Origin of the sequence: Methylobacterium sp. NMS14P (assembly GCF_028583545.1) — a bacterium.
GTDB lineage: Bacteria > Pseudomonadota > Alphaproteobacteria > Rhizobiales > Beijerinckiaceae > Methylobacterium.
Window position 1 is genome coordinate 4,692,520 of the sequence record NZ_CP087106.1, and the last position, 19,633, is coordinate 4,712,152.

The following is a 19,633-nucleotide window of genomic DNA, read 5'->3' on the forward strand; positions in this document are numbered from 1 at the left end:
CAAGGCTCAGGGGCCGCGATGGTGCGCCACGACCTGTTAATTCCGGGCGGTGTGACGCCAACGCCCGCTGGAACGTTGCGGAATCGTCACGGCGGGCCCGATTGCGGGGCGATCCGGGGAGGGTTGCGCGGCTTGCGAATGCGGACCGGATGAAAAAGGATCATAAAGCGTGGCCATGACGCCCGTCCCCCCGCGTACTCCCCGATCTCGCGCCGTTCTCGGCGCCGGCGCGCTCCTCGCGGCCTTCGGCACGACGGCGCCGCGGGCCGCCGATCTCAACGCGGATCTTCCGCGCACCACGCCGACCTTCGCGATGGTCGATCCCAACACTTGGATCGTCACGCTGAGCGGCTCGATCCAGGCCGTGCCGCGCTATCCGGGCGCCAGCGACTACACGGCCGTCGGCTACCCCTCGATCGATATCCGCCGGGTGGGCGAGCCGCGCCGCTTCTCGACGCCGGATGACGGGTTCAGCCTGTCGCTGTTCGACACCGAGTCGTTCCGGATCGGCCCGACGGCGCGCTTCGTGCCGGGGCGCTACTACGGCGATGACCGGCGCCACCTGTACGGCTTCCGCGACGCCCGCTTCGCCGTGGAGCCGGGCGTGTTCGCGGAGTTCTACCCGGTCTCGTTCATCCGGACCCGCGTCGAGCTGCGCCAGGGCATCTACGGCCATCACGGCACGGTCGGCTCGGTGGCGGCCGACTACCTGATCCCGGCGGAGAAGTTCCTGTTCTCGATCGGGCCGCGCCTCAACGTCGGCGACGCCAGCTACGCGCGGAAGTATTTCGGCGTCTCGCCGGTCGAGGCGGCGCTGAACGGGCGCGTGACGCCCTACGACCCGCGCAGCTTCTACTCGGCGGGCGTGCTCGGCGGCGTGACCTACACGCAGAGCGAGACGTGGTCGTACACGGCCTATGCCGGCTACACCCGGATCCTGGGCGCCTCCGGCGACAGCCCGCTGGTGCGGCGCCCGTTCGGCAATCCCAACCAGTATCAGTTCGGCCTGCGCATCGATTACGCCTTCCGCATGCCGGCCCTGTTCTGAGCCGCGCCCCGGCTTGCGCCGGCCCCGCCGGGTCCCGACATCCCGGAGAGACGGTTACGGAGGTCCGGATGAACGAGACGCGCGCCGACCTGCTGATGCGAGTCGAGGGCATGACCTGCGACGGCTGCGCCGCCGCGGTGACCCGCACGGTGAAGCGGATCGATCCCACCGCCGACGTGCAGGTCGACCGGGACGCCGCCCGCGTGGCGATCCGCACCGACGCGCAGGCGCTGACCATCGCCGAGGCCCTGACCAAGGCCGGCTACACCGCGACGGCCATGACCGGCTGAGCCGGCCCGGCCTCCCGAGCCCGCGGGCCGCGCTCCCGAGGAGCCCCTCTCAGGAGCGGCTCAGGAACATCCCGGTCAGCAGCAGGGCGAAGCCCGCGAGGCCGAACAGGCCTTCCTTGCGCTGGGTGCGGTCGAGGAAATGGGCGGCGGCGCCGGCCGCGCAACAGGCGGCGCCCAGGCCGATTGTCAGCGACGACATCTCGAGTCTCCTCCTCGCGCGTCGCTCCGCGGCGCGACGAAAACAGTCCCTCTCGCGGGCCTGCCGGACGGCGTTGTCCGTTCAGGATTGCGTCACGAGGCAAGATTTGCACGGCCCAGAGTGACTGGCAAGGCATGGTGACCAAGTCCTCGCCGGGCCTTCGCGAGCAACGCCCGCGAGAACAACAGATCTTCGCGCCGATCGCGCGTTGAATACCGCATTCAGATGGGTCCTGCCGGGTGGGGCGCAACGCGGGACGCCGTTCCGGGCGGGCGTCGGGACGCGTTGACCGCCGCGCCCGCGCGCGCTTAGACCTCCCGGCAGATTTGCCGGTCCCCGCACACACGCCGCGCACGGCGTGTGTGCGCCGCCCGCACCCGCGGCGGGATGTCCGCGAAAGGCTGCTCGGTACCCGATGCTCACCACCTCCCCCGCCCGGTTCGACGTCGCGGTCGTCGGCGGCGGCCATGCCGGCGTCGAGGCCGCCGCCGCCGCCGCGCGCTGCGGCGCGCGCACCGCGCTGGTCACCCACGATCCGGCGACGATCGGCGCGATGTCCTGCAACCCGGCGATCGGCGGCCTCGGCAAGGGCCACCTCGTCCGCGAGGTCGATGCCCTGGACGGTCTCATGGGCCGGGTCGCCGACGCGGCCGGCATCCAGTTCCGCCTGCTCAACCGCCGCAAGGGACCGGCGGTGCGCGGGCCGCGCACCCAGGCCGACCGCAAGCTCTACGCCGCCGCCATGCAGGCGGCCGTGGCCGGGACAGCCGGCCTCACCGTGGTCGCGGGCGCCTGCGAGGATCTGGCCTTAGACGCCGAGGGCCGCCTCCGCGGCCTCGTCCTGGCGGACGGCCGCACCCTCGCCTGCGGCGCGGTGGTGCTGACCACCGGCACCTTCCTGCGCGGCCTGATCCATATCGGCGAGCGGCAGATCCCGGCGGGCCGCGTCGGCGAGGCGCCGGCGGTCGGGCTGGCGCGGACCCTCGACCGCCTCGGCCTCCGCCTCGGGCGCCTGAAGACCGGCACACCCCCGCGCCTCGACGGGCGGACCATCGACTGGTCCGGCCTGGAGATGCAGGAGGCCGACGCCGAGCCGGTGCCGTTCTCGACGCTGACCGAGCGGATCACGACGCCGCAGATCCGCTGCGGCATCACCCGGACCACCCAGGCCGTCCACGACCTGATCCGCGCCAACCTGCACCGCTCGCCGATGTATTCCGGCGGCATCGCCAGCCGGGGCCCGCGCTACTGCCCGTCGATCGAGGACAAGGTCGTGCGCTTCGGCGACCGGGAGGGGCACCAGATCTTCCTGGAACCCGAGGGCCTCGACGACCCGACGACCTACCCGAACGGCATCTCCACGGCGCTGCCCGAAGAGGTGCAGCAAGACCTCGTCCGCCTGATCCCCGGGCTGGAGCGGGCCGCGATCCTGCGCCCGGGCTACGCCATCGAGTACGACTACGTCGATCCGCGGGAGCTCGATGTCGGGCTCCAGGTGAAGCGCCTCCCGGGCCTGTTCCTCGCCGGCCAGATCAACGGCACCACGGGCTACGAGGAGGCGGCCGGCCAGGGGCTTGTGGCCGGCCTCAACGCTGCCCGGCACGCGGGCGGCCACGGCATCGCGGGCTTCGACCGGGCCGAGTCGTATCTCGGCGTGATGATCGACGACCTCGTGACCCAGGGGGTCAGCGAGCCGTACCGGATGTTCACCTCGCGCTCGGAGTACCGGCTGTCCCTGCGGGTCGACAACGCCGACGCCCGGCTGACGCCGCGCGGCATCGCGCTCGGCTGCGTGGGTGGAACCCGGGCGGCCCATTTCGCGGCCGAACAGGCGGCGCTCGACGCGGCGCGCGCCCGCCTCGACGCGGTGAGCCTGACGCCGAGCCAGGCCGCGGCCCACGGGATCGTGCTGAACCGCGATGGCATCCGCCGCACCGGCTTCCAGCTCCTCGCCTACCCGGAGATCGGCTGGTCCGACCTGGCAGCGGTGTGGCCGGACCTCGCGGAGGTCGCCCCGCGGATCGCCGACCGGATGAAGACCGACGCGACCTACGCGGTCTACCTCGACCGGCAGAGCGCCGACATCGCGGCCTTCCGCCGGGACGAGGCGGTGCGCCTGCCGCCGGGGCTGGACTACGCGGCGATCAGCGGCCTCTCGAACGAGATGCAGGTCAAGCTCGAGACCGTGCGCCCCGGGACCCTCGGGCAGGCGGCGCGTATCGAGGGCGTGACGCCGGCGGCCCTCACCCTGCTGGCCGCCCACGCGCGGCGCGGCGCGCGCTCGGCGGCGCCCCCCGCGGAGCAGCTCTCGGCATGAGCGATCCGGATCGCGCCCGCGTTCTCGCGGCGGCCGGTGTTTCACGTGAAACAGCCGAGCGGCTCGACCTCTACGTGGCGCAGCTGCGGCGCTGGCAGCCGATCAAGAACCTCGTCGGCCCCGCGACGCTGACGGAGGTGTGGAGCCGCCACATCGACGACGCGCTGCAGCTCCTCGACCTCGCGCCGGAGGCCCGCACGTGGCTCGATCTCGGCTCCGGCGCGGGCATCCCGGGCCTGATCCTGGCCATCGCCGGACGGGAGCGCGGCGTCCGGGTCGACCTCGTGGAGAGCAACGCGCGCAAATGCGCGTTCCTCACCGAGACCGCCCGGCTCACCGGGGCCCCGGCCCGGGTGCGCAACGCCCGGATCGAGGCGGTGATCGGCGATTACGTCGGGAGCGACGTGGTCTGCGCCCGCGCCCTCGCCCCGATGACGCAGCTCCTGGCCTGGACCGAGCCTCTGTTGAAAACGGGCACCACCGGCCTGTTTCCGAAGGGCCGGGACGTACAAGCCGAATTGACCCAGGCCAGCGCGCAGTGGAGAGTCGTTAACGACCTCGTGCCGAGCCGGACCGATTCCGAAGCCCGGATCGTGCGCGTCACTGCCCTCGCCGCCCCGAGCCACCGATGAGCGAAGCGATCCTCGGCGATCCCGCCGACCGGTCCATGGATTCATCCATGCGACGCCCTCTGCGCGTTCTGGCGCTCGCCAACCAGAAGGGCGGCGTCGGCAAGACCACGACGGCGATCAACCTCGGCACCGCCCTGGCGGCGATCGGCGAGGACGTGCTGGTGATCGACCTCGACCCGCAGGGCAACGCCTCCACGGGCCTCGGGATCGACCGCGCCAAGCGCCGGGTCTCGACCTACGAGGTCATGGCCGGCGAGGCCTCGCTGGCGCAGGCCGTGGTCCCGACCGCGGTGCCGCGGCTGTCGCTGGCGCCCTCGACCATGGACCTCCTCGGCCTGGAGCTCGAGCTGGCCACCCTCCCCGACCGGGCGCACCGGCTGCGCGGCGTCCTGAAGAGCCTGACCCAGGCGCCGAGCCTGAGCCGGATCAGCTACGTGCTGATCGACTGCCCGCCCTCGCTCAACCTGCTGACCATCAACGCGCTGGCGGCCGCCGACGCGGTGCTGGTGCCGCTGCAGTGCGAGTTCTTCGCCCTGGAGGGTCTCAGCCAGCTGCTGCGCACCGTCGAGCAGGTCCGCGGCGCCCTGAACCCGAAGCTGACGATCCAGGGCATCGTGCTGACGATGTTCGACCCGCGCAACAACCTCTCCGCCCAGGTCGTGGCGGACGTGCGCGGCTTCATGGGCGACAAGGTCTACGAGACCGTGATCCCCCGCAACGTCCGGATCTCCGAGGCGCCCTCGCACGGCAAGCCGGCGCTGCTGTACGACCTGAAATGCGCCGGCAGTCAGGCCTACCTGCGCCTCGCGTCGGAGGTGATCCAGCGCGAGGGCCGGGTTCCGGCCGCGGCCTGACGGATTTGAGTCCCCCTCCCGGTTCGAGGGGCGAGTGTGGAGCGTGACACGGGTGGCGATCATGGCGGAGGAGGGGGCGAAGCCTCGACTGGGGCGCGGGCTCGCGGCGCTGATCGGTGACTTCAACGAGGCCGGCCGCACCTCGGCGAAGGCCGAGGAGCAGCGCCGGGTCCCGATCGAGTTCCTGCGCGCCAACCCGCGCAACCCGCGCCGGAGCTTCGCCGAGACGGAGCTGTCCGAGTTGGCGGCCTCGATCGGCCAGCGGGGGATCATCCAGCCGATCGTGGTCCGCCCGATCGGCGACGTGCCCGGGACCTTCGAGATCGTGGCCGGCGAGCGGCGCTGGCGGGCCGCCCAGCGCGCCGGCCTCGACGAGGTGCCGGTGGTCGTGGTGGAGATCGACGACCGCGGCTCCCTGGAATTCGCCATCCTGGAGAACGTCCAGCGCACCGACCTCAACGCGATCGAGGAGGCGTCCGGCTACGAGCGCCTGATGAAGGATTTCTCCTACACCCAGAAGGAGCTGGCCGAGATCCTCGGCAAGAGCCGCAGCCACCTCGCCAACACGCTCCGGCTGCTCAACCTGCCGCTGTCCGTGCAGGAGCGGGTCACCGCGGGCGAGCTGACAGCCGGCCACGCCCGGGCGCTGCTGGCCGTGCGCGATCCCGAGGCGACGGCGCGCCGCGTCGTGGCCGAGAGCCTGTCGGTCCGGGACGTGGAGGCCATCGCCTCGGCCGAGGCCGCGCCGGCCGAGACGCCACGCCCGGGGCGCCCGCGCCTCTCGGCCGAGCGCCCCGCGACCGTGCGCGACCTGGAGCTGCGGATCCACCGGGCCCTCGGCGTCCCGGTCTCCTACAAGCCCAAGGACGCCGATTCGGGCGAGATCCGCATCCGCTACGAGACCCAGGACGAGCTGCAGGCCCTGCTCAACCGGTTCAAGGTCTCGGACGCCTGAGGAACCGTCCCGGCCGGCCCGGGGGCCCGGGCTCAGCGAGCCCGGTGCGGGCCCGGCACGAGGGCGGCCAGCAGGCCGCGGCGCGCGGTGGCAGAGGGCGCGGTGTCTCGCTCAGGTCAGGCAGTCCGGGCCGGGCCGGGCGATAGAGCGCCGACATCGCGCGTCTGTCGCCGCGTCCGATCGTGTCGCAGCCGTCTCGCATGCGGGCCTCTCCGATCGAGACCGTCGCGCCGTACCCCCCTCTCCCGTGCGGGAGAGGGAAGCCGCGCCGCGATCGGGAGCGGCCTCAGCGCCGCCGCCGCGCCCCCGCCTCCGCGACCCGCAGGAGGGCCGCCGAGGCCAGCGCGTGGGCCAGGTCGGGCTCGGCCCGCCGGCAGGCGAGGACGGCCTCCTGCAGGGCCGCCACGGCCTGCCGGAGGGTGCCGGGCGGCCACGCGCCGAGCTGGCCCTCGATGCTGGCCCTGCGCTTGAAATGCAGGCCCCGCCACGTCGCGACCATCATGGCGGGGGTCTTCTCGGGATTGTCGAGGCGGGTGGTGAGCAGCGTCAGGGCGTGCCGCAGCGCCGAGCCCAGCACCACGCCCGGGTCGAGGCCCTCGTGCCGGAAGCGGCGGTAGTCGCGCTCCACCGCGTCGCGGCGACCGTCGAAGGCGGCGTCGATCAGGGTGTTGAGCACGCTCGCCGCCACGTCGCTGGTGACGGCCTCCACGTGCTCGAGGGTCACGGTCCTGTCCCCCTCCCCGCCCGCGTAGAGGGCGAGCTTCTCGATCTCCATCAGGCTCGCGCGGCGGTCGCCGCCGAGGCTGCGGGCCAGGACCTCCCGGGCGGCCCGGTCGATGCGCAGGCCGCGCTCCTGGAGGGTGCGCTCGATCAGGTCCGAGAGGGTCCGCTCGTCGTCGGCGTAGCACGGGATCGCGAGCGCCTTCGGCGAGCGCTCGCAGAGGGTGCGGAGCGGGTTGTTCTTGGCGAGGTCGCCGGCCTCCACCACGATGCGGGCCTCGGCGACGGTCGCGCCCAGCACCGCCTCGACGGCGGGCGCGTAGTTGCGGGTGCCGGGCCGGACCCAGATCGACCGGCGGCCGCCGAACAGGCCCATCGTCCCGGCCTCGTCGCACAGCCGGCCCGGATCGGCGGCCAGGACGTCGCCGTCGATCCGCACCAGCGCGAAGGGGTCGGCCGGGTCGTCGACGAAATCCTCCGCGAGCTTCCGGGCCCGCTCGGTCACCAGGCCGGTATCCGGCCCGAACACCAGGATGACGGGGATGCGCGGATCGGGGCCGCGCCGGATCAGTCCCTCGATCTCGCCGGCCTTGACTGCCGTCACGTCGGGTTACGGCTTCGTCGAGAGCACGGCGGCGAGGCGGCTCTTGATCTGATCGGACAGCACGCCCGCCAGCCGGATCTCGGCGTCCCGCGCCGCCCGCTGGCTGGCGAATCGCTGGACCGAGCGGTCGTAGGTGGCGGTCGAGGTGGCGACGCCCTCGGTGTAGACCTTGGTGCCGCCCATGTCCTCCAGGCTGAACTTGATGTTGGCCACCAGGGTGCCGGCCTCGGCCCGGCCGGTGGTGGAGGAGACGATCGGGGTCTGCACGATCTCGGAGCCCGAGAGCTTCAGCCGGTAGCGCTTGGTCGCCGGGTGGCCGGACCCGTCGAGGTCGAAGACCAGCTCGCTGCGCAGGTAGTGGCCGAGGCGCTCCTGGCCCTGGGCCATCGCCACGTCGTCGACCTGGACCGAGGCGAGCAGGGCCTGGACGGATTCCCCCGAGGCGGTCGGCCCGTAGAGCGGGCGGAAACAGGCCGAGAGGCTCAGCGCCAGGCCGGTCGCGCAGGCGAGGCGGGCGATCCGCCCCGCGATGGAAACTCCCGAACCCACCATCCGCCGTCGTTCCGCCCCTGCCTGTCGGATCGTTCTAGCGCGGACACGGCGTTCCGCGCCACGACGCTACGGGGCAAACGTTACGATTCCTCTGCGGCGAGAGCGTGGTCGCCCGGTTTCCGAATGTGAGGCCGCGGCCGTCCGGCGGGCCCGGGATCGACCGGGCCGCCTAGGCGATCGCCGCGAGGTAGGCCGAGACCGTGACGACGGCCAGCACGGTCGAGACCAGCACCACGGTGGCGGTCAGGTCGGCCTCGCGCCGGTAGAACTCCGCCAGCATGAACGGCCCGGTGCCGGTGGGGAGGGCGGCCATGAGCACGGCGGTGTGCAGCAGGAGCGGGGGCAGGTCGAACACGTAGCGGCCGAGGCCGTAGGCCAGCAGCGGGTGGAGCACCAGCTTGAGGCCGACGAGCAGCGCGGCGGTGCGCCCCTGCCCGCCCCCGGTCTGGCGGGGCTGGGCCAGGAACAGGCCGAGCGCCACCAGGGCGCAGGGCGCCGCCGCGCCGCCGAGGAGCTTCAGGAACGTGGCCACCGCCTCCGGCACGGTCAGCCCGGCGCTCGGCACCAGGGCGCCCAGGGCCGGCGCCACCAGCAGCGGGTTGCGCACGAGGGACCGGACGACCGTCCACCAGACGGGCCGGCGGGCCGCGCCGCTCCGGCCCGACGCGGCCGCCTCGCGCCGCAGCCCGGTCTCGATCAGCACGATCGCCACCGCGAAGACGCCGCAGACCGTGAGGATCGCCGCCACCGTGGTGGGCGCGAGCGCCTCCGGCCCGAAGGCGACCAGCGCCAGCGGGAAGCCCATGAAGCCGGTATTGGCGTAGCCGGCGTTGAGCCCGTCGACCGCGGCGTCGGCCAGCGGCCGCCCCTCCCCGCGCCGGATCATCACGGTGAGGCCGAAGATCGCGAGGCTGCTGAGGCCGAAGGCGCCGATGAAGCCGGGCTTCCAGATGGCGCTCCAGTGGGCGTGCGCGGTCACGTCGAACAGCAGTGCCGGCAGGGCCAGGAAGACCACGAACCGGTTGAGCTCGGTGGTGGCGGCGGCCCCGAGGACGCCGATCCGCCGGGCCAGCCAGCCGGCGAAGATCAGCGCGAAGATCGGCAGCACGACCAGCAGGGTCGAGAGCATGGCGGGTCCGGGTCGGAGGACGATGCTCCGGCCTTAGGACGGTTTCCGATCCCGGCTCCAGTGCCGCGGGCGGGGACCTGCCATGCCGCGGCCCCCGCTCACAGAGATCACCAGCGGTAGATCAGGCTGCCGATGACCGTCGCGGGCGCGCCGCGGATGTAGGAGGCATCGTAGCGGGGATCGAAGCCGAACACGCTGCTCGACACGCCCGGCGTGTAGGCGATCGCCTGGGCCAGATCCTGCACGTTGCGGTCGTTGAGCTGCTCGCGGGTGACCACCGAGACCGATTGCGGGGTCTCGAGCAGGGGCGTGTTGGTCTTCGTCGCCGTGGGGCTCACGCGCGCCACGTAGCCGGTGACGCCGGAGGGCCCGCCGCCGCCGCTGGTGGCCGCGCTGCCGCCGTCGCCGCCGCTGACATTGCCGCGGCCGGTGCCGGATCCCGTCGGGGCCGCGACGGCGGGCCGCGCGGCCTCCACGGAGATCTCGTCGAGCTGGACCGCGGCGCCCTGCGCGGCGGCCGCCGGGACCAGGGCGACGGTGGTCAGAGCGGTGGTGGCGAGGAGCAGGACGGACTGAGCGGAACGAGACGATATCGGGGACCCACGAACGCGCCTCTACGCGGCGCCTGGGGCTCACGTACCATCGATCACGGCCTCTCGATCAAGCCGGAAACGTGTTGTAAATCACACACTTAGACGCGTCCAAATCTGGATCGGTTCGAGCCTAGAACTCCAGCGGCGGCTCCCGCAGGGCGGTCGCCTCCCGGGTGCAGGCGGCCTGATCGGGGGCCGTCCCGGGGCCGGCGAGGGCGCCGCGGAGCTCGGCGCGGGCCTTGTCGAGATCGGCCCGGAAGGTCGCGTCGCCCATCAGGGCGGCGAAGACCGCGGTGCCGGTCAGGCGTCCCGCCGCCACGTCGCTGAGCCAGTGCACGCCGCAGACGATCCGGCTCTCGCCGTAGGCCCGGCCGCGGGTCAGGATCGGGGTCGCCTTCTCGGGCACCAGGGACGCGAGGATCAGCGCGTAGGCCCAGCCCTGCGTGGCGTGACCCGAGGGGTAGCTGAAGCTGTCGGCCAGGGCCTGGCTGCGCTGCACGCAGATCGGCGCCTCGTTGCCGACGAACGGGCGCAGGCGGCGGTAATGCACCTTGGGCCCCCGCGTCGCCCGGGCGAGATCGAGGCGGGCGCGCTCCAGGAGGTTGATCACCGCCGGCACCCGCGCCTGATCGATCCGGGTGCCGAGCACGCAGGCGAAATTCTCCAGCACGGCGGCGGCGCCCTCGGACACGTCGTTGGCGGCCAATTCCCAGCGGGGCGTCCCCTTGAGGGCGCGGGTGCTGTTGAAGGCCGCCCGGTCGGCCTTGTCCAGGGGCGCGTCGTGGGCCGGCGGGGAGGGCAGGAACTGGACGGCGTCCGGCACCGCCGCGTCGGCCAGGTAGGGCTTCACGGCCGGCTTGCCGGGCTTCAGCGTGTCGGCCCCGAGGGACGGGGCCGCGGGCGCTGCTGGGGAAGCCGGGGAAGCCGGGCGGGGGGACTCCTCGGCGCGGGCCGCGACGGTCAGGAGGAGGGCGAGGGCGGCCGGGGCGAGGAGGGGCAGGAACGGCGTGCGCAGCATCGGATCCGGGGCTCTATCGGATGGAATCTGCGGGGCGCGCCCGCTGCCGGAGGAACGGCTCAGCCGGCGCTTTCAGTCCCTGCACAGGCACGCGCGCCTGTCCAGGGCGGCGGCGGCGATCCGGGTCGCGTGTCACGCGCGCCGGCCCGGATCGCCGCGATCACGCGGCCCGGATCGCGGCGGCCACGGCGTCCGGATGCTCCTCGTGCGGGCTCAGGGCGCCGGGGATCGCGGCGCCGGTCACGCGGCCGCCGGCGACGAGGGCGTCCATCTCGGCGCCCGAGCGCCGGGGGGCGCCCGCGGGGCGCAGCACCAGGGTCGGCGGCAGGCCGTCGCCGAACAGCGCTAGGAAGGCGTCGCGGCTGCCCACCGGGTCGAGGCCGCCGGTGACGAAGGCGGCGGTGCCGAAGCGGCCGTTGCGCTGGCGGGTGATGGCGTGCTTGTCGCGGATCACCGCCGGGGTGACGCGGGCGGGCTCGGCGTAGACGTGGGCGCGCATCATCCGGCCGATGATCGGCGGGCTGATGTTGATCCGGTAGAGCGCCTCGCCGAGGATCGGGGCCTCCACGGCCCGGCGGATGCGCGGGAACCAGTGCGCCCGGCCCGGCATCGCGGTGGGCAGCGGCCCCCGCCAGGTCGGCGCCACCAGGACCAGCCGCTCGAAGGCCCGCGGGTGGCGCCGCGCCGCCGCCACGAGGTAGCCGGCGGCGTGACCGGCCGCGACGCCGAGGGCGTAGGGGCCGGGCGCGGCGGCCAGCATGGCGTCCAGGAAGGCGTGGAAGGTCGCCGGGGCGAGGGGGACCCGCGCCCGCGGCCGGGCGCCGAAGCCCGGCCAGTCGGGGACGAGGCAGCGGTACTCCGTCCCGAGAAGGCCGGCGAGATCGCGCATCTCGGCCCGCGCCGAGATGGTCGACAGCGCCGGGAGCAGGAGCGCGTCCGGCCCCGCCCCGATCCGGTCGCAGGGGGTCGACAGCGTCCGGCCCGCCACCGCGAGGGTCAGCTCCGACGTCTCCATCGCGCTCCAGCCAGGTTCCGGATGTATCAGGTGCGCAGCAGCTCGTTGATGGCGGTCTTGGACCGCGTGCCGGCATCGACGCGCTTGACGATCACCGCGCAGTACAGGCCCGGGCCCGGCGTGCCGTCCGGCAGCGCCTTGCCGGGCATCGTGCCCGAGACGACCACCGAGTAGGGCGGCACCCGGCCGTACATGACCTCGCCGGTCGTCCGGTCGACGATCTTGGTGGAGGCGCCGATATAGACGCCCATGGACAGGACGCTGCCCTGGCCGACGATGACGCCCTCCGCCACCTCGGCGCGGGCGCCGATGAAGCAGTCGTCCTCGATGATCACCGGGTTGGCCTGGAGCGGCTCCAGGACGCCCGCGATGCCGGCACCGCCCGAGATGTGGCAGTTCTTCCCGACCTGCGCGCAGGAGCCGATCGTCACCCAGGTGTCGACCATCGTGCCCTCGCCGACATGGGCGCCGAGATTGACGAAGCTCGGCATCAGCACGGCGCCGGGGGCGATGTAGGAGCCCCGGCGGACGAAGCAGCCCGGCACGGCGCGCAGGCCCGCGGCGCGGAACTCGGCCTCGCCCCAGCCGGCGAATTTCGACGCGACCTTGTCCCACCAGGGCGCGCCGCCGGGACCGCCCTCGATCGTCGCCATGTCGTTGAGGCGGAAGGAGAGCAGCACCGCCTTCTTCAGCCACTGGTTCACCACCCAGTCGTGGTTGCCGGACTTCTCGGCGACGCGGGCCTTGCCCGAATCGAGCAGCTCCAGGGCCGCCTCGACCGCCTCGCGCACCGCGCCCTTGGTGGCGGTCGACACGTTGGCGCGGTCTTCCCAGGCGGCTTCGATGGTCTGGGCGAGATCGGAATGGGGCAGGCCGGCCTGGGACATGGGACGGGTCAGAACTCTTGCGGCGGGAGCCCGTGCTTACAAGCGGCCACCGGAGCTGTCACCTGAGGAGATGCCGTCGATGACCTCCAGCAGTTCGCGCACCTGATCGAGATCGTTCACCAGCCCGGCGAGGTCGTCCGCCAGGGTGTCGTGGACGGCCTGCGCGGCGGCGGGGAACTCCTCCAGGACGCGCCGCATCAGCGTCGGCGTGATCCGCATCACCGCGGCGCTGCCCTCGGCCCGGGCCTCGGTCGGGCGCGTCCCGCGCACGAACAGGGCGAGCTGGCCGATCAGGGCCGAGCGCCCGGCCCGCACCGGCTCGGCCCCCGGAAGCCGGGGCTCCAGCCGGACCGTGCCCGCCATGACCACGAAGCCGCCGTCGGCCGGGTCGCCGCGGGCGAAGAGCAGGTCGCCGTCTGCGAGGTCGCGCCGCTCGGCCGCGAAGGTCAGCAGGCGCAGGGCGTCCCGGTCGAGGAAGCCGAACAGCGGTGCGGCCGCGAGGATCGCGATATCGTCGTCGAGCCCCAAGAACGCCTCACCACCCTGCGCATACGCGAACCCGCCGGATCGCCTACACGTAAAGCTTCAATTCGTCAGGGCAGCAACTTGTATCCGCCGCCCTCGGTCACGAGGATCGCGGCGGTGGCGGGGTTCGGCTCGATCTTCTGGCGCAGCCGGTAGATATGCGTCTCCAGCGTGTGCGTGGTCACCTGGGCGTTGTAGCCCCAGACCTCGGCCAGCAGGGTGTCGCGGTTCACCACGGCCCGGCCCGCCCGGTAGAGGAAGCGCAGGATCGCGGTCTCCTTCTCGGTGAGCTTCAGCTTGGAGCCGCGCTCGCCCACGAGGAGCTTCGCGCCCGGGCGGAACGTGTAGGGTCCGATCTGGAACACCGCGTCCTCGGAGGCCTCGTGGCTGCGCAGGTGGGCGCGGATCCGGGCCAGCAGGATGCCGAACTTGAACGGCTTGGTGACGTAGTCGTTGGCGCCGGCCTCCAGCCCCTCGACGTGGTCCGCCTCGGAATCCTGCGCGGTCAGCATGATCACCGGGCCGCGGAAGCCGCCGGCGCGCATCCGGCGCACGGCCTCGCGCCCGTCGAGGTCGGGCAGGCCGACATCCATCACGGCGAGGTCGATCCGCTCCGCGGTGACCCGCCGGATCGCGTCGGTGGCGTTGGCCTCGGTGAAGACCGTGAACTCGTCGCAGAGATCGAGCTGCTCGGTCAGGGTGTCGCGCAGGATCGCGTCGTCGTCGCAGATCAGCAGGCGATAGGCATTCGGCATCGTCCGGGCCCCAGTGCGTGCTGCGGGAGGGGCGAGGGGCCGCCTGCCGGGTGCAGCATGCGATGATGTCAGATCTCGGCAGGATCGCGCGACGACCCTACCCAGGCTTGTGTTTCCGCATCCTTTCGCCGCCGTGACAAGCGCGCCGGCGAACGGGCTGCGGGATCGGGGCACGCCGCTCCGGGAGCAGGTCGTCGGTCCCCGCGGCGAGGCGGAGGGCTGGCACGCTCCCGAATCCCGGCTCGGCGGCCCGGGTTCGACCGAGAGATAGGGCATTGTTTGTGGCCGGAAGTTGCCTTGCGCGCAATTTTTCACCGGTTCGGAGTACCGATCCCGGGCATAAGGCACGCGGGACCGGACGGATTCGGGAGGAAGACATGCGGCGGCCGAGCAGGGGACCCATCCGCCTGACCCTGGGGGAGATCCGCGTGCGTCCCCTCGTCGGGGACCGGCGCCGCGGGCAGCTCCTCGTCGGCCCGACGGTGATTCCCTGCGCCCTCGGGGCGGGCGGGATCGTCGGCGACAAGCGCGAGGGCGACGGCGGCTCGCCGCGCGGGCGCTTCCGCCTGCGCGGCAGCGCCTACCGGCCCGACCACCTCGCGGTCCGGCCGCGCACGCTGCTGCCGCTGCGCGCGACCCGCCCCGACGACGGCTGGTGCGACGAGAGCCGGGACCGCCGCTACAACCGGCCGATCCGCCTGCCGGCCCCGGGGGTCAGCGCCGAATCGATGTGGCGGGGCGACGGGCTCTACGACGTGGTGATCGACCTCGACTACAACCGCGCCCCGATCCGGAAGGGGCGGGGCTCGGCGATCTTCCTGCACGTCGCCCGGGACGGCTACCGCCCCACCGAGGGCTGCGTCGCCCTGGCCCGGTCCGACCTCCTGCGCCTGCTCGGGCGCCTCGGGCCGCGCACGCACCTGCGGATCGGCTGAGGCCCGGGCCCAGGTTCAGGTTCAGGCCTTCCGGGTCCGGGCCCCGAAGATCGCGGTCCCGACCCGGACATGAGTGGCGCCGAGCTGGATCGCCGCCGGGAAGTCCGCGCTCATGCCCATCGAGAGGATCGGCAGGTTGTGCTCCTTCGCCAGCCGGGCCAGCAGGGCGAAATGGGCCGAGGGCGGGTCGTCCGCGGGCGGGATGCACATCAGGCCCTGGATCGCCAGCCCGTGGGTCTCCTGGCACTCCGAGAGGAGGGTGGCGAGCTGGTTCGGGAGCACGCCGCCCTTCTGCGGCTCCGCGCCGGTGTTGACCTGGATGAGCAGCTTCGGGGTCCGGCCGGACCGCTCGATCTCCTTGGCCACGGCCGCCGCGAGCGACAGCCGGTCGAGGGAGTGGATGACGTCGAACAGGGCCACCGCCTCCCGGGCCTTGTTGGATTGGAGCGGCCCGACGAGGTGCAGCTCCACGTCCGGGAAGCGGGAGCGGAGGGCCGGCCACTTCGCGGTGGATTCCTGGACGTAGTTCTCGCCGAAGACGCGCTGCCCGGCCTTCAGCGCCGGGAGGATGCCGTCGGCCGGCACGGTCTTGGAGACCGCCACGAGCTGGACCTCGGCCGGGTCGCGCTCCGAATCCTCGGCCGCGCGGGCGATGGCCGCCCGCACCTCGGCGAGCCCGGCGGCGACGTCGGCCTGACCGACGGGGAGCTTGTCGGTCCTCTGTCCCATCCCGTCGGTCGGAGGGGCATTCGTGCCGGTCGTCGCGTCGTCCATGGCGTGCCTGTCCTGTCGCTGCCGGGCGCCGGTCTGCGTGGTATGAGCCTCGGCGCGAGTCGTCGTCGCGCCTGATCCCCGCCGACCTATGCGTTCGCGCGCCCCGCGCAAGCCCGAATCGCGCGCCGCGTTGACCGGCTGCGGCGCAGATATGCTATCGCGGCGCAACCGTGCCGTGGTCATCCTTCGGAATGACCGACGAGCCCCTGACCCAGCCGGATCCATGACCGCCAGCACCGCCCCCCAGCCCGTCGAGCGCTACAACGCCAAGGATGCCGAGCCGCGCTGGCAGGAGGCCTGGGCCGAGAAGCGGCTGTTCGAGACCGACAATGCCGACGGCCGCCCGAAATACTACGTGCTCGAGATGTTCCCCTACCCGTCGGGGCGCATCCACATGGGCCACGTCCGCAACTACGCGATGGGTGACGTGGTCGCCCGCTACAAGCGCGCCCGCGGCTTCAACGTCCTGCACCCGATGGGCTGGGACGCCTTCGGGTTGCCGGCCGAGAACGCCGCCATGGAGCGCAAGGTCAACCCGCGGGACTGGACCTACGCCAACATCGCGTCGATGCGCGACCAGCTGAAGGCCATGGGCCTGTCGCTCGACTGGAGCCGGGAGATCGCGACCTGCGATCCCGACTACTACAAGCACCAGCAGCGCATGTTCCTGGACTTCCTGGGCAAGGGCCTCGTCACCCGGCGCACCGCCAAGGTGAACTGGGACCCGGTGGACCACACGGTGCTGGCCAACGAGCAGGTGATCGACGGGCGCGGCTGGCGCTCCGGCGCCCTGGTGGAGCAGCGCGAGCTGACCCAGTGGTTCTTCAAGATCACCGACTTCGCCGAGGACCTGCTGACCGCCCTGAACGGGCTGGACCGCTGGCCCGAGAAGGTCCGGCTGATGCAGAAGAACTGGATCGGCCGCTCGGAGGGCCTGGAGGTCCAGTTCGGCCTCGCCCGGCCGGTGGCCGGGGCCGCCGATTCGGTGACTGTCTACACGACCCGGCCCGACACGCTGTTCGGCGCCAAGTTCCTGGCGATCGCGGCCGACCACCCCCTGGCGGCCGCGCTGGCCGAGGGACGGCCGGAGCTGCAGAGCTTCATCGAGGAGTGCCGCCGCACCGGCACCGCCCAGGCCGCGATCGACACCGCCGAGAAGCACGGCTTCGACACCGGCCTGACCGTGCGCCATCCCCTGGACCCGTCCTGGGAGCTGCCGGTCTACGTCGCGAACTTCGTGCTCATGGAGTACGGCACCGGCGCGGTGTTCGGCTGCCCGGCGCACGACCAGCGCGACCTCGACTTCGCCAACAAGTACGGGCTCGGCAACACGCCCGTGGTCTGCCCGGAGGGGCAGGACCCGGCGAGCTTCGTGATCACCGACACCGCCTATGTCGAGGACGGGCGGATGATCAACTCGCGCTTCCTCGACGGGATGAGCACGGACGAGGCCTTCGAGGCCGTGGCCCGGCGCCTCGAAGGGGAGGGGGTCGCCCGGCGCAAGGTCCAGTTCCGCCTGCGCGACTGGGGTGTCTCCCGGCAGCGCTACTGGGGCTGCCCGATCCCGATCATCCACTGCGACAGCTGCGGCCCGGTCCCGGTGCCGGTGGCCGACCTGCCGGTGAAGCTGCCCGAGGAGGTGTCCTTCGACCAGCCCGGCAACCCGCTGGAGCGGGACGCCGCGTGGCGCAACGTGCCCTGCCCGCAATGCGGCGCGGCGGCCCGACGCGAGACCGACACGATGGACACGTTCGTCGACTCGTCCTGGTACTACGCCCGCTTCACCGCGCCCTGGCTGGCGGACGCGCCCACCGACCGGGCGGTGGTCGACCGCTGGCTGGCGGTGGACCAGTATATCGGCGGCATCGAGCACGCGATCCTGCACCTGCTCTACGCGCGGTTCTTCATGCGGGCGATGCGCGAGACCGGCTGGGCCGGCGTCGCCGAGCCGTTCGCCGGCCTGTTCACGCAGGGCATGGTGGTCCACGAGACCTACAAGGACGCGGCCGGCGCCTGGGTGCCGCCGGCCGAGATCCGCTTCGCCACCGAGGAGGGCGAGCGCCGCGCGTTTCACGTGAAAACTCAGGCGCCGATCGCGATCGGCCCGATCGAGAAGATGTCGAAGTCGAAGAAGAACGTGGTCGACCCCGACGACATCATCGCGAGCTACGGGGCCGACACGGCGCGCTGGTTCATGCTGTCCGACTCGCCGCCCGAGCGCGACGTGATCTGGACCGAGGAGGGCGTGCAGGGCGCGGCCCGGTTCGTCCAGAAGGTCTGGCGGCTGGTCAACGCGGCCGGGCAGGCGACCGGCGACGGCGCCGCGGATCTGCCGCTGCGCAAGGCCGCCCACCGGGCGCTCGCCTCCGTGCAGGACGATATCGAGCGCCTGCGCTTCAACCGCTGCGTCGCCCACATCTACACCCTGGCCAACGCCCTGGAGGACGGCCTGCGCGGCCCGGTCTCGCCTACAGCCGCCAAGGAGGCCGCCGGCATCCTGGTGCAGCTCATCGCCCCGATGATGCCGCACCTCGCCGAGGAGTGCTGGTCCGTCCTCGGTGGCGGCGGCCTCGTGGCCCAGGCGCCCTGGCCCGAAACCGAGGCGGCGCTCCTGGTCGAGGACGAGATTACCCTGCCGGTCCAGATCAACGGCAAGAAGCGCGCGGACGTGACCGTGCCGCGCGACGCCGACGCCCAAGCCGTGGAGGCCGCGACCCTGGCGCTGGCAGCGGTCCAGACGATCCTGGAGGGGAGGGCGCCCCGGAAGGTGATCGTCGTGCCCGGGCGGATCGTGAACCTGGTGGTGTGATCCGACGTCCGGTCGGTTGCTTCGATCCTGCCGTCCTCGCGAGCGGAGCGAAGCGATCCAGGGTCGCGCCACCGTCACCGAGAGGTCGCGCCGCCCTGGGTCACGTCGCTTCGCTCGCGATGACGGAGCGCGCGATCTCAGCCGGAGGATCCCACCCGGAATCGGGATCGAACCTTCGCCTCCGGTGAAGGGGCCGCGACCGGGGGCCAGGCTCGGCGATCCGGATCGCCCCTCACGGCGCGGCCAGACCCGGGTCCTGCCCGCTGGCCTCCAGGCCGCGCCGCACCAGCCCGTCGCGCTTCGCCCACGCGACGAAATCCGCGAGATACGCGGCACCCGCCGGATGCCCGACCGGCATTCCCATCGCCTGCGGGATCTCCATGAAGTGCCCCGGCAGCAGCCGCACCTCCGGGTGCGCCGCCGCGTAGGCGGAGAGGGGCTGGTGCACCCCGGCCGCGACGTCGAGCCCGTCGCGGGCGAAGGCCGTGACCGCCTCGGCCGAGGTCGGGGCCCGCACCAGGGTGGCGCGCGTCAGGGCCCGGCTCAGGAACAGGTCGTAGGCGCTCCCGCGCCCCACCGAGACGCGCACGCCGTCGCGGTCCACCGCCTCCGGGGACCGGATCGGCGAGGCGGCCGGCACGAGGTAGCTGCCGGCGATCAGCACGTAGGGCTCCGTGAAGGCGATCCCCTCGGCCCGCTTCGGGTCGATCGCCAGGAAGCAGATGTCCCAGGTCCCGGAGCCCGCCGAGCCCGAGACCGCGCCGGCCCCCGGAAAGGTGACGAACGCCACCGGGACGCCGAGCCGGGCCGCCAGCGCCCGCGCGAGATCGACCGACACCCCCGCCGGGCCGTCGGCGTCGCCCTGGGCCAGGACCGGGTTGCCGAGGTTGATCGCCGCCCGGAGCGTACCGGTGGGGGCGAGGTCGTGCAGGACCGTCGGGTCGGGCGCCATCGGTGTCGTCTCCGCGTGTGCGGCTGCGGGGAGGAGCAGGAGCATGAGGGCCGCGGGGATGCGCATGACG

19 protein-coding genes and 1 pseudogene are annotated in these 19,633 nt (G+C 72.9%); 8 read left to right on the forward strand and 12 right to left on the reverse strand.

Annotated features, from left to right (window positions below; translation table 11 throughout):
- The first annotated feature begins 175 nt into the window (after positions 1–175).
- A complete protein-coding gene (locus LOK46_RS22330) occupies positions 176–1,048 on the forward strand; it encodes a MipA/OmpV family protein (RefSeq protein ID WP_273560587.1) in 873 nt (290 codons plus the stop codon).
- A 68-nt stretch (positions 1,049–1,116) separates the two neighbouring features.
- Positions 1,117–1,338 (forward strand): heavy-metal-associated domain-containing protein, encoded by a 222-nt coding sequence (locus tag LOK46_RS22335; RefSeq protein ID WP_273560588.1) that lies wholly within the window; start codon positions 1,117–1,119, stop codon positions 1,336–1,338.
- A 49-nt stretch (positions 1,339–1,387) separates the two neighbouring features.
- On the opposite strand, the gene LOK46_RS22340 is transcribed toward LOK46_RS22335, so the two are convergent.
- On the reverse strand, positions 1,388–1,537 hold the full coding sequence (locus tag LOK46_RS22340) for a hypothetical protein (protein WP_164706362.1): 150 nt from the start codon (positions 1,535–1,537) through the stop codon (positions 1,388–1,390).
- Positions 1,538–1,952: 415 nt separating this feature from the next.
- Here LOK46_RS22340 and mnmG point away from each other — a divergent pair, with 415 nt between their 5' ends.
- From mnmG to LOK46_RS22360, 4 genes are all read left to right on the forward strand, one after another.
- Positions 1,953–3,854, forward strand: a complete 1,902-nt coding sequence (gene mnmG, locus LOK46_RS22345) for a tRNA uridine-5-carboxymethylaminomethyl(34) synthesis enzyme MnmG (RefSeq protein ID WP_273560589.1) — start codon at positions 1,953–1,955, stop codon at positions 3,852–3,854.
- Complete coding sequence (gene rsmG, locus LOK46_RS22350; RefSeq protein ID WP_273560590.1) at positions 3,851–4,486, forward strand: 16S rRNA (guanine(527)-N(7))-methyltransferase RsmG; 636 nt, start codon at positions 3,851–3,853, stop codon at positions 4,484–4,486. Before mnmG ends, rsmG begins: the two co-directional genes overlap by 4 nt.
- A complete protein-coding gene (locus tag LOK46_RS22355) occupies positions 4,483–5,340 on the forward strand; it encodes a ParA family protein (RefSeq protein WP_012321019.1) in 858 nt (285 codons plus the stop codon). Before rsmG ends, LOK46_RS22355 begins: the two co-directional genes overlap by 4 nt.
- A gap of 61 nt (positions 5,341–5,401) precedes the next feature.
- Positions 5,402–6,295, forward strand: coding sequence for a ParB/RepB/Spo0J family partition protein (locus LOK46_RS22360; protein ID WP_273564671.1), 894 nt, complete (start codon positions 5,402–5,404; stop codon positions 6,293–6,295).
- Between the two features lie 286 nt (positions 6,296–6,581).
- Here LOK46_RS22360 and holA read toward each other — a convergent pair whose 3' ends face one another.
- From holA to LOK46_RS22405, 9 genes and pseudogenes are all read right to left on the reverse strand, one after another.
- A complete protein-coding gene (holA, locus tag LOK46_RS22365) occupies positions 6,582–7,619 on the reverse strand; it encodes a DNA polymerase III subunit delta (protein ID WP_273560591.1) in 1,038 nt (345 codons plus the stop codon).
- Positions 7,620–7,625: 6 nt separating this feature from the next.
- Positions 7,626–8,171: an LPS assembly lipoprotein LptE gene (gene lptE, locus LOK46_RS22370; RefSeq protein ID WP_273560592.1), complete on the reverse strand. Its 546-nt coding sequence runs from the start codon at positions 8,169–8,171 to the stop codon at positions 7,626–7,628.
- Between the two features lie 169 nt (positions 8,172–8,340).
- Positions 8,341–9,300 carry an AEC family transporter gene (locus tag LOK46_RS22375; RefSeq protein ID WP_273560593.1) on the reverse strand — a complete coding sequence of 320 codons (960 nt, stop codon included), beginning with the start codon at positions 9,298–9,300 and terminating at the stop codon, positions 8,341–8,343.
- Positions 9,301–9,428: 128 nt separating this feature from the next.
- Positions 9,429–9,893: pseudogene (locus tag LOK46_RS22380) on the reverse strand (TonB-dependent receptor plug domain-containing protein); the annotation flags it as partial.
- A 130-nt stretch (positions 9,894–10,023) separates the two neighbouring features.
- Entirely contained in the window at positions 10,024–10,911 is an 888-nt protein-coding gene (locus LOK46_RS22385) for an acid phosphatase (RefSeq protein ID WP_273560594.1), read from the reverse strand.
- A 160-nt stretch (positions 10,912–11,071) separates the two neighbouring features.
- The gene (locus tag LOK46_RS22390; protein WP_273560595.1) at positions 11,072–11,926 is read right to left on the reverse strand and encodes an alpha/beta fold hydrolase; all 855 of its coding nucleotides are present in this window, start codon (positions 11,924–11,926) and stop codon (positions 11,072–11,074) included.
- Positions 11,927–11,952: 26 nt separating this feature from the next.
- Positions 11,953–12,798: a 2,3,4,5-tetrahydropyridine-2,6-dicarboxylate N-succinyltransferase gene (gene dapD, locus LOK46_RS22395; RefSeq protein WP_273564672.1), complete on the reverse strand. Its 846-nt coding sequence runs from the start codon at positions 12,796–12,798 to the stop codon at positions 11,953–11,955.
- Positions 12,799–12,849: 51 nt separating this feature from the next.
- On the reverse strand, positions 12,850–13,341 hold the full coding sequence (locus tag LOK46_RS22400; protein WP_273560596.1) for a cyclic nucleotide-binding domain-containing protein: 492 nt from the start codon (positions 13,339–13,341) through the stop codon (positions 12,850–12,852).
- 65 nt (positions 13,342–13,406) lie between these two features.
- Positions 13,407–14,093 (reverse strand): response regulator transcription factor, encoded by a 687-nt coding sequence (locus tag LOK46_RS22405; protein WP_273560597.1) that lies wholly within the window; start codon positions 14,091–14,093, stop codon positions 13,407–13,409.
- 377 nt (positions 14,094–14,470) lie between these two features.
- Here LOK46_RS22405 and LOK46_RS22410 point away from each other — a divergent pair, with 377 nt between their 5' ends.
- Positions 14,471–15,028 (forward strand): L,D-transpeptidase family protein, encoded by a 558-nt coding sequence (locus LOK46_RS22410; RefSeq protein WP_273560598.1) that lies wholly within the window; start codon positions 14,471–14,473, stop codon positions 15,026–15,028.
- A gap of 21 nt (positions 15,029–15,049) precedes the next feature.
- On the opposite strand, the gene LOK46_RS22415 is transcribed toward LOK46_RS22410, so the two are convergent.
- On the reverse strand, positions 15,050–15,802 hold the full coding sequence (locus LOK46_RS22415) for a YggS family pyridoxal phosphate-dependent enzyme (RefSeq protein ID WP_443192833.1): 753 nt from the start codon (positions 15,800–15,802) through the stop codon (positions 15,050–15,052).
- A 223-nt stretch (positions 15,803–16,025) separates the two neighbouring features.
- On the opposite strand from LOK46_RS22415, the gene leuS reads away from it, so the two are divergent.
- Positions 16,026–18,611, forward strand: coding sequence for a leucine--tRNA ligase (gene leuS, locus LOK46_RS22420; RefSeq protein WP_273560599.1), 2,586 nt, complete (start codon positions 16,026–16,028; stop codon positions 18,609–18,611).
- 232 nt (positions 18,612–18,843) lie between these two features.
- Here leuS and LOK46_RS22425 read toward each other — a convergent pair whose 3' ends face one another.
- Entirely contained in the window at positions 18,844–19,629 is a 786-nt protein-coding gene (locus LOK46_RS22425; RefSeq protein WP_273560600.1) for an ABC transporter substrate-binding protein, read from the reverse strand.
- Positions 19,630–19,633 lie beyond the last annotated feature (4 nt).